The organism is Bacillus sp. S3, assembly GCF_005154805.1.
Lineage (GTDB): Bacteria > Bacillota > Bacilli > Bacillales > Cytobacillaceae > Neobacillus.
Map to the genome: position 1 here is coordinate 4,748,011 of NZ_CP039727.1, position 17,705 is coordinate 4,765,715.

The 17,705-nt window shown below is 40.9% G+C and carries 12 protein-coding genes and 1 pseudogene; 4 read left to right on the plus strand and 9 right to left on the minus strand.

Annotated elements, in window-relative coordinates; all coding sequences use genetic code 11:
- Positions 1-111 precede the first annotated feature (111 nt).
- The 5 genes from FAY30_RS22715 to FAY30_RS22735 all read right to left on the minus strand — a co-directional run bounded on the left by FAY30_RS22715 (position 112) and on the right by FAY30_RS22735 (position 6,568).
- Positions 112-1,197 carry an autoinducer 2 ABC transporter substrate-binding protein gene (locus FAY30_RS22715; RefSeq protein ID WP_223820824.1) on the minus strand — a complete coding sequence of 362 codons (1,086 nt, stop codon included), beginning with the start codon at positions 1,195-1,197 and terminating at the stop codon, positions 112-114.
- A gap of 72 nt (positions 1,198-1,269) precedes the next feature.
- The gene (gene hxlB / locus FAY30_RS22720; RefSeq protein WP_149872006.1) at positions 1,270-1,827 is read right to left on the minus strand and encodes a 6-phospho-3-hexuloisomerase; all 558 of its coding nucleotides are present in this window, start codon (positions 1,825-1,827) and stop codon (positions 1,270-1,272) included.
- A 214-nt stretch (positions 1,828-2,041) separates the two neighbouring features.
- Entirely contained in the window at positions 2,042-3,691 is a 1,650-nt protein-coding gene (locus FAY30_RS22725) for a response regulator (protein ID WP_149872007.1), read from the minus strand.
- Between the two features lie 32 nt (positions 3,692-3,723).
- Positions 3,724-5,523, minus strand: coding sequence for a sensor histidine kinase (locus FAY30_RS22730; RefSeq protein ID WP_190284734.1), 1,800 nt, complete (start codon positions 5,521-5,523; stop codon positions 3,724-3,726).
- A complete protein-coding gene (locus FAY30_RS22735) occupies positions 5,513-6,568 on the minus strand; it encodes an autoinducer 2 ABC transporter substrate-binding protein (protein ID WP_149872009.1) in 1,056 nt (351 codons plus the stop codon). Before FAY30_RS22735 ends, FAY30_RS22730 begins: the two co-directional genes overlap by 11 nt.
- Positions 6,569-7,122: 554 nt before the next feature.
- Between FAY30_RS22735 and FAY30_RS22740 the strand changes: the two genes are divergently transcribed.
- The gene (locus tag FAY30_RS22740; RefSeq protein WP_223820825.1) at positions 7,123-7,863 is read left to right on the plus strand and encodes a DUF4253 domain-containing protein; all 741 of its coding nucleotides are present in this window, start codon (positions 7,123-7,125) and stop codon (positions 7,861-7,863) included.
- A 93-nt stretch (positions 7,864-7,956) separates the two neighbouring features.
- On the opposite strand, the gene FAY30_RS22745 is transcribed toward FAY30_RS22740, so the two are convergent.
- Entirely contained in the window at positions 7,957-8,466 is a 510-nt protein-coding gene (locus tag FAY30_RS22745; RefSeq protein WP_149872010.1) for a DoxX family protein, read from the minus strand.
- Positions 8,467-8,737: 271 nt separating this feature from the next.
- Complete coding sequence (locus tag FAY30_RS22750) at positions 8,738-9,679, minus strand: patatin-like phospholipase family protein (protein ID WP_149872011.1); 942 nt, start codon at positions 9,677-9,679, stop codon at positions 8,738-8,740.
- Positions 9,680-10,020: 341 nt separating this feature from the next.
- Between FAY30_RS22750 and FAY30_RS22755 the strand changes: the two genes are divergently transcribed.
- Complete coding sequence (locus FAY30_RS22755; RefSeq protein ID WP_149872012.1) at positions 10,021-10,947, plus strand: polyisoprenyl-teichoic acid--peptidoglycan teichoic acid transferase TagU; 927 nt, start codon at positions 10,021-10,023, stop codon at positions 10,945-10,947.
- Between the two features lie 108 nt (positions 10,948-11,055).
- Here the strand turns inward: FAY30_RS22755 and FAY30_RS22760 are convergent, their stop codons facing one another.
- Entirely contained in the window at positions 11,056-14,085 is a 3,030-nt protein-coding gene (locus FAY30_RS22760) for an efflux RND transporter permease subunit (RefSeq protein ID WP_149872013.1), read from the minus strand.
- Between the two features lie 337 nt (positions 14,086-14,422).
- Positions 14,423-16,006: pseudogene (locus FAY30_RS22770) on the minus strand (amidohydrolase).
- Positions 16,007-16,728: 722 nt separating this feature from the next.
- Here FAY30_RS22770 and FAY30_RS22775 point away from each other — a divergent pair.
- Positions 16,729-16,950, plus strand: coding sequence for a cysteine-rich CWC family protein (locus FAY30_RS22775; RefSeq protein WP_149872016.1), 222 nt, complete (start codon positions 16,729-16,731; stop codon positions 16,948-16,950).
- A gap of 27 nt (positions 16,951-16,977) precedes the next feature.
- Entirely contained in the window at positions 16,978-17,538 is a 561-nt protein-coding gene (locus FAY30_RS22780; protein WP_149872017.1) for a sugar O-acetyltransferase, read from the plus strand.
- The last annotated feature ends 167 nt before the right edge of the window (positions 17,539-17,705 follow it).

The following is a 17,705-nucleotide window of genomic DNA, read 5'->3' on the forward strand; positions in this document are numbered from 1 at the left end:
GAAGCAACTTTTTCTATAAAGAAATACCGTATCCACCTGCTTAAAATAAATAACAAAGGGTACGGCACTTCTTTATAGCTCATTATTTACATTGTTTCATGGCCTGTTTTTTTAGAAATCGTATTGATCAATATTTTCTTTCGTAATTTCGAGTGGTGCATTTCCAATAAGGGTGTTATTCGCGCCTTTCACGATTTTTACACTTTCATACCCTTTCACACCTAGATCCGCGCCTTCTGCAACTTCTTCACCTGCCAAAATCTTGGCAGCAACGGAAACCATTGCATAACCAGCATCTGCCGGATCCCATAGTAATAGTTTATTAATCGTTCCGGCCTTTACATAATTAGAGAATTCATTAGGTGTTCCTACACCGACAATGCTAACTTTTCCGGATAAACCTAACTCCTCGACCGCATTCGCGATCCCTGGACTGTCAGTCGATGCTACTCCTGTAAAGCCTTTCAAATCAGGGTTCGCTTTTAAGATTTGTTTTGCTTTTTCATACGCTACATCGACACTTTCCTCTGATTCCGCACTTGGAACTTCACCCTTATTAATCAGTTCCATGTCCTTATAGGCTTCTTCTTGACGGGCTTTTTGAGCGTTTGCATACTCCATATGTGTGGTACTTGTTGTATAACCTACCATTACGGCATATTTCCCTTTCTTACCCATCGCTTCTGCAAGGGAGTCCATAATCTTTGCACCAAAATCTTCGGATGTAAATGCCTCAACATCGAATAGTGTATTCTTTTGGTTAGAAGCTTCATGTGTAACAACAACGATCCCCTTTGATAAAGCATTTTCTAAAGAGGCTTCAATGGCACCTGGATCAATCGGTACAACGGCAAGGGCATCTACACCTTGGGCAATCAGGTCATCAATGACTTGTACTTGGGAAGCAGCATCCGCATTAGCAGGCCCTTTTTGAATGACCTTAATATTCATATCCTTCCCGTACTTATCTACGCCAACCTTCATTCGTTTAAACCATGCTGCAGTGTTGTCTTTTGTCACAACACCAATGGTCCATTCGGATTTGTCTTTATCTGATTTGTAGTTAGCTGGATCTAATAGATCTCCATTCCCACTTGCTGTTGAACCTTTTCCTGTTCCGCTTGTTTCTTCATTGGAACATGCTGCCATGGCGAACATCATGACCACCATTAGAATGATTGACAAAAACTTTTTCATTTGAACCCCTCCTGCTTTTATTTTTATATAATTTCAGCTGCGATGTCTTTCATCGCAACTGCCCATAAGGCCTCACTCAAGATTGGCATGATTTTGAAACATTTGATGGGCATCTTTTGTTTTTACAGCCATAAGTTCCATAATAAGTCCATCCAAACAAATCAATAACGATTGTTCGAATAGGGCACCCATTGGTTGAATAGATGTAATGTCGCTCGTTTTATCAGACTTTGGGGTTGGAGCCGGTATTTGCAGAGTGATATCTGCCAAATTACCTAAAGTAGAATCTACGAAACTAGTTAGCGTAATGATATTCAATCCTAATTTCTTTGCTTTATTAGCATAGGTGATTAAACTTCCGGTTTCTCCGGATCCAGTACCTAAAATGAATAAGTCACCAGATCTTGCATTAGGAGTGGTAACGTCTCCAATCACATGAACTTCAAAGCCCATGTGCATCAGCCTCATAGAGAACGCTTTCATCACTAACCCGGATCGGCCTGCACCGGCTGCAAAAATACGGGGAGCGTTCTGGATAAGTTCAACAACCTCAGTCGCTTTTTCTTCATCTAGTTTGTCAAATACCTCAGATAATTCTACTGTTATTGCCTTTAAATTGGATTGAAACATATCAGAAGCCCCCTTAGTGACATACAACTTTCATTGTCTGTTAGCGTTTTCATCCCATGGAACGAAAGTTTTATTGATTCAAATTATAGATGGAATATGTCCTTGTTCCTAGGAGGTGATATTCAGATTGGGGGGGTAATATTCGGAAGGTTCAGAAAAAGTGGCGAACAAAAAAAAGACTCCCATTAGTCGGGAATCTTATTGAAATGATTATTTATACAGATAGGTTGTGGTACTTCTCCCGATATTGTGACGGAGACTGACTTGTCCACTGTTTAAACAGCTTGCTGAAATATTTCGTATCTTGATAGCCAACCCGGACAGACACATCATAAATTTTCAGATCCGTTTTTTCGAGCAGTTCCATCGCCTTTTTTAATCGGGTTTGCGTGACATAATTCAATACCGTTTCACCAGTCTGGGTCTTAAAGTACTCGCATAAATAGGTTGGGTTTAAATACACCTGATCCGCCACTTTTTTGATTGTAATACTTTCACTAAGATTTTGATGGATCCATTCCTTTGCCTTAGAAATCGGGTCGGAATGACTAGAGTCCATTTCTTGCAGCTTATTCACGAGGCTTGTCACCCAATCCTTGATCCCTTCTTTTATTTGCGTTAAATTAGCTGCCTTTTTTGTGAAGTGAATCGCCTTCATCAGTAAATTAATCTCTTCTCCGAATCCATCGTTTTCCATCCAGCATTTAATAATTCGAATACATAAATATCGGATCGATTCCTGAATTAATAGCGGCGATTTCAACGTCTCCAATTCATGGAAAAAGCCGCTTATAGCCTTTATCACTTCCCGTTCGTTTTTTTCACGGACAGCATGAACGGTCTGTTCTGTATATTTGTACACGGAGGATGGCATCATTAACGTTTTTTCGTTTGAAAGCTGGTTCAAGGTGCTTTGGTGAAAGATTTTATTTCCGCCTTCAATGATGCGAAATTGCATTAATGACAGCAATTGGTCCCTCATCGCGGGCAAAAGGGACAGGTCCTCAAATTCATTTCCGTATGCGATGGACACGGTAAATGGAAAGTCCCGTTGAATCGCCTTTTTTAACTTCAATAGATACTCTTCCACTAAATAGGAGAAAGGAGAACCGTCTCCCTCCGGTTCATCATGTAACAGCAATAACCAAAAACTTACATTCCCTTTTTTCCAAATCCAATGTTTTACCTCTGGATAACCCAGTCGATCCTCCAGCAGCTCGTTCATCATCTTTTCAACGGCAAGATGCAACTCCCTCACCGCTGAAGGCGAAACCCCTTTTACTTTTTCCAACATTTGATCAATATCGATATGCATTAATTGGTAATGACCTTTTGGAAACTGGAACGTCCAGTCCATTAACGAGAAGTCTGTCTCATCATTCCATGTTAATTCACTTAAATGGTGAATTTGTTTGGCATATGTTAGCTGCAATGCCCTTTCTTCGATCTCTTTCCGTCTTTCATCTTCTTTTTGTTTATTCCTGATTTTTTCCTTCACTTCATCTAATTGCAATTGAAATTTCCCTCGATCAATTGGTTTTAAAATGTAATCAACTGCCCCTTCACGGATGGCTTCTTGTAAATACTTAAAGTCATCATAGCCGCTGATAAACATGGTAAAAAAATCATGTGACTCGCCGTTTAATTTTTTGATCAATGTGATACCATCCATAATCGGCATTTGAACATCCGTGATTAATAAATCAATCGCTTCAAATTGATTCACAATCGCTTCATACGCTTCCTGCCCGTCCGAAAATACACCGATCACTTCCCACTCTTCCCCATTTGAGAGAACCAGCCTTTCAATCCCCTTCCTAATTCTTGGCTCATCATCTACAATAACAGTTTTAATTCCTCTCACCTGCGCGCTCCCCCTTGCGAAATTAGCGTATATTACGGTTCAATAGTTTTAGGAATTCTTAGTACAACTTCCGTTCCCTTGTCCACTTCACTAGTAAGCTGCAATCCGAAGGTTTCTCCAAACATCATCGCAATCCTGGCATATACATTTATAATCCCAAATCCGGAATCCCTGCTTTTCATTGGATCAGACGACAGCCAGTTTCTTAATTTGACCAATGTATTCTCCTCAATTCCGGGTCCATTATCTCTAATAATAAAAAGAATAGCTGCCGATCCGTCTGCCATTTGTTCTTCCACCACATCAATCTCTATAACGATTTCCTTTCTTTTCTCTAAACCATATTTGATGGCATTTTCAATGATTGGCTGCAGTAAAAATTTCGGGGTATAGTACGTGCTGCTATCGACATCCTCACGAATTTGGAAGGATAACCGGTCCTCAAACCTGAACTTTTGGATGGTCAAGTAATCTTGAATATGCTGAACTTCACTAGAAATAGGAACGAGGCTGTCTTTATTGCTAATCGAAAACCTCATCATTCTTCCAAGAATAGTAATCATTCGGACGACCTGATCCCGCTCGCCATCTTCTACTGCCATCCCAATTGTCTCTAATGTGTTGTACATAAAGTGGGGATTAATCTGAGATTGCAGTGCATATAGTTCAGCATTTTTTTGGCGGATCTCAATCAGATAGTTTTTTTGAATCAACTCTCTTATTTTTGTCAGCATCGTACGAAAACTTGTGGCAAGCATTCCTACCTCATCCCCTGCATGAATCGGAACTTCAACGGTAAAATTACCTGTTTCCACATCTTTCATGATGCGACTTAATTGTTTAATAGGTCTAGTTACGGTCCAGGCTAAGAAAATAGAAATGAGTGTTGTGATACAAATAACGACAATAACGAGCAACACGGTGACATTCCGAACACTGCCCGTTTGCTCGGTTAAATTTTTCAATGGAATACTGTGGACGAGTATCCAAGGAAATTCCTTTGCTTCCCCTAAACTAATCAGGGTTTTCTCACCATTGTTATTCATACGGAAGCTGCCATTCAATATTGGATAGTCATGTATGGCTTCCATTTTTTTGCCGATTTCCTGATGATTTGTGTGATAAATGATGTCCCCTTGCGAATCCATGAGCCACATTGTCGTAGTATCTTTCCTTTGCAAGTCCTTCAGAAATTTTTCAAAAAAAGACACATTAACAGCTACATATAAGGTGCCTAAATTCTTTCTATTATCAAAGTCTGTTATTTGTTTAGCCAGTAAAAAGTAAGATGGATTGTTTTTAAATGTTAAATTTAGTTGAGATGGCAGCAGTAACACCATACCTCCCGTTTGCGGCGTATCCTTTTGGAATTCATACGAACGGTCTTTAAAGCTGAATCCCTTATAAGAGGTTCGGGTGCTGGCAAACAACCGATCCTTTGATACTAAAAAAGCGCCCAAAATATCAGGATTATTGGAATTGAGATAAATGTTCGTCAAATAACTTTGAACTGTATACTGTCCCTGCCTAAGAGCCGATTGATTTTGGTCACGATTATTCCTGAGCACTTCCATCACTTCCCCAGAGCTATAGAGAAGTTCAGATAAGCTTTCAATTTTCCCAATCTCATTTTCTATATTATTATTAGCTTGATTTACCAACTGTGGAATATATTCTCCGGCCTGTGCCTCTATAGACTTGGAATATTGGTTATACATGACAGCTCCTAATACTGCCATCGGAATAACTGTGAGCAAAACATACGTAATAATCAATTTGGTAGATAATCTTAAATTATTTATTTTTAGTTGTTTACTATGTTTAAAAATCATACTGATCAACATTTTCCTTTGTAAAATCAATTGGCTGGTCCATGATTACGACATCGTTGTCAAACTCAATGACGCCAATTTTTTGAATTCTTTGCCCGCTATGCGGCATTTCCCCGTTCAGCAAATTTTTAGCCAGCCTGACCGTTAAATACCCTAATTTCTGCGGACTCCATAGTGTGGCTGTTTGGGCAGATCCATCCTTTAAGGCAGTTTTCATTAATTGGGGGGTTGATACCCCTACCACTTTTATTTTACCTGCCTTACCGGCATCTTTTACAGCATAGGCAGCCCCTGGCGGATTGAGGGTCGATACGCCAATGATCCCTTTTAGATCCGGGTGCTTTTCTATTAAACTTTTTGCTGCCAAATAAGATTTGTTTTTATCTTCATTTGTGGGTACAATTTCAACCAGCTTCATATTCGGATAATATTCTGCATTATGGACTTTAATCCACTTAATCCAATCATTTAAGTTGGCTGCCGTAGGCGAACCCGTCGTAATCGCATAGCTTCCCTGCTCATTAACTTCCGATGCAAGCAAATCCAAAAGATGCCGCCCATATATTTCCGGATCAACCATATTAATATAGAAACTTCGGTACTCCGGATTCGTATCCGCATCCCACGTGATTACTTTTATTCCATTATCTTTTGCCCTTTGCAATACGGTACCTAATTTTTCGGGATCGTTGGCAGCAACCGCAATGCAATCAACTTTTTGTTCAATCAATTCCTCTATGATTTGTTCCTGCTCTTCCCAGCTGGATGTCGAAGGCCCTTTAAATAGAACATTTACCCCCAAATCTTCCCCAGCTTCCAGCGCACCCATTTTCGCAGCATTGAAGTAAGGGGCCCCCTCAATTTTAGTGACAAGCGCAATCGTGTACGGTCCACCTGGTCTTGGTCCCCTTGTTTCAACTGCCTTCTTTTGATTATGTACCTCACCATTATAAACAATCTCATACTTTGAAGATTGATCTCCAATTACACCACAACCGCTTAGAATGAAAAGAACGAACAGGAACAGGAAATATTTTTTTCGCATAGGACTACCCCCATTAGCTAGTGGATATTTTAGAAAAACAAGAGGTACAAATACGCTTATCAAATACTATTATTCTCTTTTTCTACAAAAAATTGCGAAAAGTGCCATAATTCGATTATACTATATCTTTTATAAAATAATAATGAACAGTTCCTTACAACTTTCTTTGAAAATTCCGGGTAATCCCCTACGTAGACCGCTTCTACCTCTACTTTGTGGCTCACTTTTCTCTTAAACATCGAAGTAGACGGGTTCTACTTCTACTTTGTGGCTCGATTTTCACTTAAACATCAAAGTAGACGGGTTCTACTTCTACTTTGTGGCTCGATTTTCTCTCAAACTTCGAAGTAGACGAGTTCTACTTCGACGTTGTGGCTCGATTTTCTCTTAAACATCAAAGTAGACGGGTTCTACTTCGACGTTGTGGCTCGATTTTCTCTTAAACATCAAAGTAGACGGGTTCTACCCTGAAATGGAAGGAATTTATTAAATTTTATTGAATTTATAATTAGCTAATCTATTTCCATTTACCAAGTCTTTAGGAGATGTGAACCGTGACTATATTTGATAAATTCAAGAAACGAAAAGAAGAGAATGATTATATTGGGGACATAATTGCTCAATTGGGGTGCGATTGTTGGATTATTGAGGAAAATGATGTGAAAAGCGTCATGACAAGGTATCATCAAGCCCTCATAGAGGGGAAAAAAGAGGGATATACACCACTTATCATTATCCCTTCAGAAATGATGGTAGACATCGTAGATTCCAAGGCGGAAGAATACTTGAACGAAGATCGAGAAACAATCATTGAAAAAGCGAAAAATATTAATGTAAAAGAATTGTTAAAGAGACGGCTTGATGAGGTAATGCCCCTAGAGGAAGACGACGATATTACCGGTGAGTTTTCTGTAGAGGAACCCATACACCATTTTCTATCAATTGAGGATGAAATAAATAAGAAAATAATAATCGCAAAAATTCCAACAAACAATCCATGGGAAGTAGCTGCTTGGATTCCGATGGGCGGGTTTAATGAATGTCCTCTGCCGGAGGAGCAAGTGGCGGTATTCAAACACTGGTATGAAAAATATCGGGCAATTCCTGCTTTAGTAACCCCAGATGTCTGGGAATTTTTTATTGAAAGCCCTCCACAAACCCAAGAAGAATCAGAATTACTCGCTTGGGAACAATTTGGATTTTGTGGTGACATCGTTTGGCAAGGAGTCGGAACAGTTAATTCACTTGCAGGAACACTATTCAACTCCCCAACTTGGTATTTTTGGTGGGATTAAAAATCGGGTCCATCGAAAAAAAGGTCAGCCCCTGCCGCTATAAAGTACTTTCGCACTTTAAAGCTGTAGGTCTGACCTGCACCATTCTCACTATTAAGCATGTGCTGTATCTTTTTTATCGTAACGTTTCGTTCCCATGAATTTGCGTACAATAGGCATCGCATATCGATCTAAACCGAATTTGCCAGCATTTGCTCCTGCAACAAGTACAAAGAATGCTAAAAGAATCATTTGTCCATTTGTGCTAACTGTGCCGCTGAATAGGAAAGAGAAATTCATCACCAAGCCCATTAAGATAGCAAAGTTTGTAAGAAGACCAAGGATTAACGCAATACCAACTAGCACTTCTCCCCATTGCACTAAGAAAGAAAACAGGTCAGCGTTTGGCAATGCCACCTGCTCTAGAAATGCTGCCCACCAGCCTTGAACCGCTGGGTGATCTCCCGTGCTAGAAGCAATCGCCCCTTTTAAGAACCCACTTGCATCAAAACCGCCGCTGGTTATTTTTCCATAACCTGCATGTAAAAATTGATATCCTAAATAAATTCGAATGATAGCTAAGACTCCTGCAACAATATTATTTCTTCTTAAAAGATTTAACATCCTACTCCATCTCCTTCTGGATTAGATAAATATAAATTCGAGTTTGCTCACTGTTTCACATAACTCTTTACAAGAAATTGTTTATTTCTTACTACACTTATATATTATCATCTTTCCCAAGTTAGAAAAGGTGATTGTGATGTTATTCACAATTTAGTAACAAAGCTTTGACAGAATTATGAACGAAAAGTAAAAAAGGGGTCCCTTGGCGGAAGGAGCGGGACTGACCCTTGCTTCCATGTTACCCGAGGTACCTTTCCCCTCTTTTTCCTCACCTTGTTTCATTCTTGTACCTTTTTTTCTTGCCTCTTTGCATACGTCTTTGTTTATATTGTTCAAAATCCCAGTTCGACAAAAATTCTTTTGCCGAAGTATAGCCTGATTGATAGAGAAAATCGGTTTCCTCCTCGTTTAGTACAAAATCAGTGGCATTGATGTCGCCAGTCGGAATTTGAATCGTACGTTCAATCGTATCTTTGTTCATATGCCGTAAATCATGGGCTTGAAGCATCGTTTTAATAATATTTTTGACAAGATGGAGCGGTGTTGGGATCACCGGATCAATGTTCACTTCCTCTTTTACAAAATGGAAGCCAAAGGTTGGAAAACGAGGATTGTCTGTATCAAATATCCAGATAGGAAAGTTACTAAGTAATCCTCCGTCTAAAATATAGGATTTGTTTCGATCATTTGATTTCCAGATAACCGGACGGAAGAAAAATGGCAATGAGGCACTCATCATAACGGCGGTCGAAATTTTTACATCAGCAGGTGTCATTCCGTAGTGTTCTAAATCATCTGGAAAAATAAGCATTCGGCCATTCGACACATCCGAAGCAATAATCTTCAACTTTCCATCGGGAAGATCAGCAAACGTCTTAATGCCCTTCTTTGCAAGAAGTGAATCAATCCATGTCTCTAAATAATCATTCTTATACATTCCAAGATGAATCATAAGTTCTAGAAGGGTTCCGACAAGGGGAATTCGATTCAGGAGCGTCTTACCCCGAAGCTTCAAGAAATCGATCTCGCTCATCCGGTTTCTAATTTCATCGCTTTTATAGCCGCTTGCCAGAAGAGCAGCAATGACGGCACCCGCAGACGTTCCAGCCAGTCTTTGCCATTCTACATCTTCCTCTTCCATGGCTTGAACCGCTCCAATAAAGGCAATTCCCCTGACCCCGCCACCTTCAAAAACAGCATCTGCCTTCAATCATTTCCACCTCTCGATACGATATATCGCCCTAATAATTAGGCCGCGATTTAGCTGTTTAATAGAATCATAACCTTACATGTATATTCGACCAAAGGAACGTCTAACCCTTGCAGGGCCGTTATTTTATTATGAAAATAGTCCACGGGGCTGGTTCGCAGTTTTTTTTCATTCACTTTTCCTTGTCTAAAAAAGTCAGCATAACCGTCTCCATGGTTCAAGATTTAATAAAAAGCTTCCAGTATGCTATGCTATATACTAAACAACTGTTTGTTTAAAAAAAGATAGACCTCTTCACATAATTTATTTTTCACTCGGAAAATGACGGAGGATTTCTACATATGGCAAAACATCAAAAGAAAAGAAAATGGGTAAAGGTAACTGGAATTGTCCTGCTGGTCTTGCTGGTTGCCGGTGGAATCTATAGTTACATGGTTTATCATTCGTTAAAAAGTGCGGTTGAGACCATGCATCAGCCACTGGATAGACAACTATCGGAAAAGCGTCAGAAGCAAGTTTCCTTTGGGAAAGGAGAACCCTTTACCGTATTAATGCTCGGTGTCGATGAACGTAAAGGCGACCGTGGCCGTTCTGACTCGATCATCGTGTTAGCCGTAAATCCAAAAAAAGAATCGGTGAAGATGCTAAGCATTCCCCGGGATACCCGTACGGAGATTGTCGGAAAAGGAACAGAGGATAAAATTAACCACGCCTATGCTTTTGGCGGCGTTCCAATGGCCATGAATACGATCGAAAATTTCCTGGATATCCCGATTGACTACTATATCCAGATCAATATGGAAGGCTTTAAAGATATTGTCGATGCGGTTGGCGGGGTGACCGTTCAAAATGATTTAGACTTTACCTCCGGCGGATTCCATTTTCCAAAGGGCGAACTGACTCTTAATGGGGAAAAAGCCCTCAGTTACTCTCGAATGAGATACGAGGATCCACGGGGTGACTTTGGCCGGCAAACAAGGCAGCGCCAAATCATTCAGGCTGTGATCAAGGAAGGAACCAGCCTCTCTACCTTAACGAATTATTCCGATATCTTCTCAGCGCTTGGAAAAAATGTGAAAACGAACCTGACCTTTGATCAAATGGTCGCAATTCAAAAAAATTATAAGCAAGCCGGCAAAAATATAACACAAATGGAAATAAAGGAAACCGGAACGAAAATTAATAAAATCTATTATGGCATCGTATCTCCGGAAGAAAAACAAAGAATTCAGTCCGAATTAAAAGCGCAATTAGAGTTAGGGAAATAATCAACAAAAAAACAGCGTATCCCCATAGCCAGGCCAGGGGTTATACGCTGTTTTTTTTCGATCCTTTTCGGACTTTTTATGTGGGGGTGACACCAACATCACTCCCGCTCAAGCAGACTCTTTTTCCGTTACCTTATTAGCAGTCTTCTTCGTCAATCGCCTTTTTACCGATTGCAATACGTGATAGGTTGTTGGGACGATCACCAAGGTTAGGAGCGTGGATGTCAGTAACCCTGAAATGACAACAATGGCTAACGATCGTGAAATTAACCCGCCTTCACTTGAGAGGGCTAATGGTAATAAGGCGCCGATGGTTGCGAGAGCCGTCATAAGAATCGGGCGAAGACGGGTTTTTCCAGCTTCAAGTAACGCGGCACCGACCGCCATGCCCTTCTTCTCGTTCTGCTTCACTCGCTCCATCAAGACGATTGCATTCGTGACAACAATACCGATTAACATCAGAAACCCGACTAAAGCCGGCATCCCAAGGGCTTGATTTGTCAGATATAATCCGAGTAAGCCACCGGAAAATAAGAAAGGCAGCGAAGATAGGATGGCGACTGGCATTAACATGTTCCCAAAGGCAATCAGCATCACAATGAACACAAGGACAACCGCAACTGCCATCGCCAGCATCATATTGGTAAACCCTTCATTCATCGCTTGCGCTTGACCTTCCGAATGATAGGTGATCCCTTTCGGTAAATCTAACGTTTTCAGTCGTTTATCGACCTCTGCCTGCACGCCGGAAGAATTATCGGTCGTGATTCTCCCTGAAATCTGTACATAGGGCTGCTGATTTAAACGATACAACGCGGAAGGACTCGGCGTTTTCGTCAGCGTTGCCACTTCTGAAAGGGTTACTTCCTGCCCCATCGGATTGGTCATTTGTTGACTCATAATATCATTGATTGTGTTCACGGAAGGGCTATTCAATGACAAATTGACACTCGTTGTTTTTCCTTCTACTTGCATCTCAGCAACATGATCACCGGTCAGGAGCTCTCTCACAAAGCCCGCAATCATAATCGGACTTAGCCCTTTTTCCGCCGCCTGCTGTTCATCGATTTTTAATTGGAGCTGTTCCTTCACCCCAGAGAGGTTGGATTCAACATTTTCTAAACCATCAATGTCTTTAATTTTATCGGTGATCATTTTTCCAGCGGTCTCTAAATCTTTAGCATTCCCGCCTTCGACCATTAACGCTAAACCAGATGTTCCGACAATCCCAACAGGAGAAAGGGCTACCTGCATGGTATCGTCCAATTTTTCTATTTTTGCTCGAACACTTTTTTCAAAATCACTTGTTTGCTCTTTCGTGACGCCATCCTTTAAATCGATTGAAAAACGGATATGTTCCCCATTCACAATCGTTTGCGTATGCTGGATATCCTTTTCATTTTTCAAAATATCTTCTACTTTAATCGCCATCTCGTTTGCTTTTTCTAAAGAAGTTCCTGCTGGTAAATCACCTGTTAAACGGTAGGAAACAGCTTTTTCCTGCGGTAAAAAGTTCTGCGGAATCCTTGGAATTAATGCCAGTGAACCGGCAAACAGGATAACCGCTAACACAATCGTGACCGCCCGTTTAGTTAAAACCCATGACAATACATGTCTATACGCTTTTTCAAAAAATGTTTCTTTCACCTCTTGGTGTTTGATTTGCAGTAAAAATAATTTGGCCAATAGCGGCACAACGGTTAACGCTACGATTAATGAAAACGCAAGTGCCACGATGACCGTGATGCCAAACGGTGCAAAAAAGCGGCCAATAATCCCAGGAACAAAAGAGAGCGGTCCGAAGACGGCAATGGTTGTTAGTGTGGAAGAGGTAATCGCCCCTCCTACTTCCTTGGCGGCCGTAAGCACCAGTCTCTCATCACGTGTAGGGCTTGCTAAGGTGCGGCGGTAGACATTTTCAATCACAACAATCGAATCATCAATGACCCGTCCGACGGCGACCGCAATACCAGCAAGGGTCATCATGTTTAAGCTATAGCCAAAATATTTCAATGTAATCATCGAGGCTAAGATCGATAAAGGGATGGAAAGAACGGCGACAATCGTTGCTCTTATATTACGAAGGAATAAGAACGTGACGATCACGGCAAACAATGTGCCAAGCAGTACTTCACGCAGCATCCCATCAACAGATGTTTTCACTTCTTTTGATGTATCATATAATTTCGTTAATTTGTATCCGGCCGGAAGATCTAATGCATCCAGTTTTTCCTTTGCCTGCTCCACCACTTCCACTGTATTAGAGCCTGGCTGCGCTAACATTTCGACCAGAACGGCCGGCTTTTCATTCAGTCTTGTATAAACCGTTTCTTTTTTGTTGCTATAGGAAATGGCAGCGATATCCGTCAAGCTCACCTGTTCGATTCCGGCAGGTCCTTGAGCCAAGATTTGAATCTTTTTCACATCCTCAACGGTCCCCAGCTTGAAATCGGCTTGCACATTGAAGGTTTTATCTTCCACATTTACCTGCCCCGCCGGGAATGAAAAGTTGTGAGCTAAGAAAGTTTGCTTAACAGCTTCATACGTAATTCCACGCTGCTTCATTTTTTCAGGATCGAGTTTGATGGCCACTTCCTTTTCAGTCTCGCCAGAAATATCAATGTTTCCGGCTCCATCGATTCCTGTCAATGCCGGCTTGATCCGCTCATTGATAAACTGAGTCAGATCCGATTGATTGGCTGTTTCAGACGAAAGGGCAAACGAAAATACGGGCATCGCAGAAGGACCGTCCTTAAGAATTTCCGGTTTTTCTGCCCCTGCAGGCAGCTTCATGGAAGCGACAGCCGTTGTCACATCCTTTTCCGCTTCATCCATATCCTTGCTCATGTCAAATTCAAGAATGCCAACGACGACATTACTGTGTGCTTCAACATATAAATTATCTAGTTTCTTGATTCCCGACAAAGTGGCTTCTAATGGTTTGCCAATATCCTCTAGTCCTTGGTCAGGAGTAGCTCCAATATAAGGAACCTGGACGACAATATACGGGATGTCGACATTAGGCATCGATTCCATTTTCATCGTCTTGACTGAATAGATCCCCCCGGCCACCACCATTAACATAGCAATAAAAATAACCCCTGCATTCTTTAGTGAAAGTTTGATCCACGATTTCATTACACTCTTCCCCTCCGTTTATATGTAACCTTTTCTTCCATTCCCCTGTTATCTTCGCAATCTTGCTTATTGGATAATACTACCTATTTATTATAAGTTTTCCATTTCAACATCACCATCGGGCAGTTGATGTAATATTAACTACGACCACAGACCTAGGAAGCAGAAATCAACCACTATTGAATTAGATAATTAGCATAAAAAAGGAAAGGCAGGTGGTTCTATAACCACCTGCCTTTCCACTAGCTTTTCGATTTATTTAATTCCCATAACTACTCCAAATAACCACATATTCTAAAATTCTACAAATCTTAGGGCGTGACAGGCATCCCATGCCTTATTGGGAATATACAACCTTATCATTTACGATTGTTTTAAGTACTTTGATGTCTTTAATTTTTACAGGGTCAATGGCTAACGGGTCTTCTTGAAGAACAACGAAGTCTGCAAATTTCCCTTCTTCTATTGAACCTTTCACATTTTCCTCAAAGTTTTGCTATGCTGCATCACTTGTTACTGCTCGAAGTGCCTGTAACTGTGTGATCCTCTGCTCCGGCCCAATCACCTTACCGCTTCTTGAAATTCGGTTAACGGCAGACCATACTGCCTGCAGCGGGTCCATAGGGGTGATGTGTGTATCAAGGTGAATGCTGAATTTAATCCCACGATCAATGGTCGATTTAAGCGGGCTCATCATAGACGCTCGTTCAGGTCCCATGAAAATATCGCGGTGTTGATCACCCCAAAAGAATGTATGTGAAACGAAGTAGGATGGTGTAACACCCAGTTTCTTCATTTCATCCAATTGATCTAATCTAGCCATTTGAGAATGTTCAATCCGATGACGGGCATCTTTACGCGGATACTGCTCCTGGGCTGTCCGGTAAGCGTAAAGAATATCATCAATCGCTGCGTCTCCGTTACCGTGAATCGCAATTTGGTACCCAGCCTTATGCAATTCCACGACACGCTTCGTTAATTCCTCACGACTTTGAGCTGGATATCCACGATAATTTGGATCATCTCCCGGCGGAACATGGTACGGTTTACTTAAATAACCGGTGTACCCTTGGATGGATCCATCATGAGACATCTTCACAGCACCAAGCTTCAACATATCACTCCCGAAACCTGTTACAAAACCACCTAATTCACCAGGAGAAATAACTCCTCCCCACCCAGAGCCCATCGCTGTAATCCTTAACGGCAACAATCCTTGTTTCTGGTAATTTTGTAATTCAATCAGATTCTGTTTACCTGCACCTGCTATAATCGAGGTTGTTATACCTTTTGAGATGTAATCCTGTACAGCCTTTTTAAACGCGGCAAGATTTTCTTCTTCTGAAACAACAGGAATATATTTGCTGACAAGACCCATAGCAGATTCCTCTAATACCCCATTTGGTTCCCCGGTCTTAGGATCTCTTACAATGACACCACCAGGAGGGTTAGGCGTGTCTTTCGTAATTCCCGCTAAATTAAGCGCAACACTATTTGCTACTGCTAGATGCCCTGAAGTATGTCCGATATAGATGGGAAGTTCCGTTGATACTTTATCCAGGTCTTCACGTGTCGGGTGGCGTCCTTCCGCCAAAAGGGTCTGATCGTACCCTCGCCCGCGTATCCACTCCCCTTCATGAGTTTCCATTCCTCGATCTTTCAAGGCAATGATCAAATCATCAATCGTTTTAATCGGTCCCACCGGCGGACTATTTAAGTTCACTTGAACAGTCCCTTCCATTCCAGAGCTCGGAAAATGACTGTGGGCGTCATAGAATCCCGGCAATAACACCTTCTTTTTTAAATCGACAACCTTAGTCTTGCTACCCTTTAGCTTGCTGATCTCTTGATTCGAACCAACGGAAATGATCTTACCGTCCTTGACCGCTACCGCTTCAGCGATCGTAGCATCGTTGTCCATGGTAATTACCTTTCCATTGAAATAAACAGTGTCGGGCGAAAGTGGATCAAGATGTTTTGGAAGTGTACTTGAAGAAAAACCTACTAATGCAAGTGCAAAAACGATAAAGAGGATAAATATACTTTTTTTGCTTAAAAGATTTCTTTTCAAAAGAAAACCCCTTTCTAATTTAAGTTGCTTCTTATCCACCCTAGCAATTAGTTCCAAGGGTAATGAATAACTGCCTTCTTTTCCTTCCACCCTTTTCCTATAACTTTTTTTTATGCCTTATACCTAAAATCACTAGAAAGCTTCCACCCCCCCAAAAATTTGTTGCTGTTAAATAAATGAACGGGCCATACCTAATCCACCCTTTATGAGTGGATTATTTGATGACATCATGATATCCGTACCAGTATGACCTAAAGAAGATTTTCTCCAAAAGGTACTCTACTAATCTCGTTCCCATTCCCAACTGCCCATTAGGAATTGTTATAGTATCTTACGCATCCGTCGCCTAGAATAGAACCATAGATAGAACACAGGGATGGTTCTCATAGTTTTTTGGTTCTTTTGCATTGGAAAGTGCCTGGAGAACCGTCCTCCTGGTATTCAATTCACTATATTACTGAGAAATTACCTATATTTTTACAACAGCCTAGTTTATGATAAAGAAGTCGTAAAGCTTTCTATGAGCTGGAAATTTACATTTATACATTATGAGGAATTAGGGAGGATTGGAATTGGCGAATAAATATTGCCCTATATGTGGTGAAGAAAACAATTGTATGTCAGGTATTGGGGAACACGGTAACTGCTGGTGTGATATGGAGGAATTTCCTAATGGCATTTTCGAATTAGTGCCAGTGGAAAGTCAAAGAAAACATTGTATTTGTAAAAATTGCTTAAATAAATATAAGGATGGACAGCCCCTTTATACCAATCCATGCAACAGTGTAAAATAAATCGATTTTTTGAAAGCAGGTCTTAAAATGCAAACGGAAAAAGAGAAAATGATAGCCGGAGAAATGTACAACCCCGCTGACCCCGTATTAGTAAAGGAACGGAACGAAGTACGAGGCAAGGTTAGAATCTATAACCAAACGGTAGAAACGGAAGGTGAAAAACGGACAAAGTTATTAAAGGAAATACTCGGTTCGACTGGAGATAACATCTATATGGAACCAAATATAAGGTTTGATTATGGCTATAACACGCATGTAGGAGAAAACTTTTATGCAAACTTCGACTGCACGATTTTAGATGTTTGTGAAGTCCGATTTGGAGATAATTGTATGCTGGGTCCTAGTGTACAAATCTATACAGCCACACATCCGCTCAATCCAAATGAACGCAATTCAGGTATTGAATATGCAAAAGCAATCACTTTCGGTAATAACGTATGGATTGGCGGGAGTGCGGTAATAAATCCGGGAGTAACAGTAGGGAACAACGTTGTTATTGCATCTGGTTCAGTAGTTACGAAAGATATACCGGATAACGTTGTAGTCGGCGGTAATCCAGCTAAAATAATTAAACAAATTGCCGACTAGGTAGTCTTCTGGAAGCCACGTGGTCGGTTCACGTGGCTTTTCATTCACGTTGCCTTATTAAAAGAAACGTCCTAACCTTCACACCCATGATCGACCATGGCCAAGTATTTCCGCTAATACTAGGCACTTGGACAAACACAAGCCTTTCTTCATTATAGAATGGAGTA

Bases quoted from the DNA above. Each gene is read 5' to 3' on its own strand.
- FAY30_RS22715 (WP_223820824.1), bottom strand. From the start codon at position 1,197: ATGAAAAAGTTTTTGTCAATCATTCTAATGGTGGTCATGATGTTCGCC.
- hxlB (WP_149872006.1), bottom strand. From the start codon at position 1,827: ATGTTTCAATCCAATTTAAAGGCAATAACAGTAGAATTATCTGAGGTA.
- FAY30_RS22730 (WP_190284734.1), bottom strand. From the start codon at position 5,523: ATGATTTTTAAACATAGTAAACAACTAAAAATAAATAATTTAAGATTA.
- FAY30_RS22735 (WP_149872009.1), bottom strand. From the start codon at position 6,568: ATGCGAAAAAAATATTTCCTGTTCCTGTTCGTTCTTTTCATTCTAAGC.
- FAY30_RS22745 (WP_149872010.1), bottom strand. From the start codon at position 8,466: ATGTTAAATCTTTTAAGAAGAAATAATATTGTTGCAGGAGTCTTAGCT.
- FAY30_RS22755 (WP_149872012.1), top strand. From the start codon at position 10,021: ATGGCAAAACATCAAAAGAAAAGAAAATGGGTAAAGGTAACTGGAATT.
- FAY30_RS22760 (WP_149872013.1), bottom strand. From the start codon at position 14,085: ATGAAATCGTGGATCAAACTTTCACTAAAGAATGCAGGGGTTATTTTT.
- FAY30_RS22780 (WP_149872017.1), top strand. From the start codon at position 16,978: ATGCAAACGGAAAAAGAGAAAATGATAGCCGGAGAAATGTACAACCCC.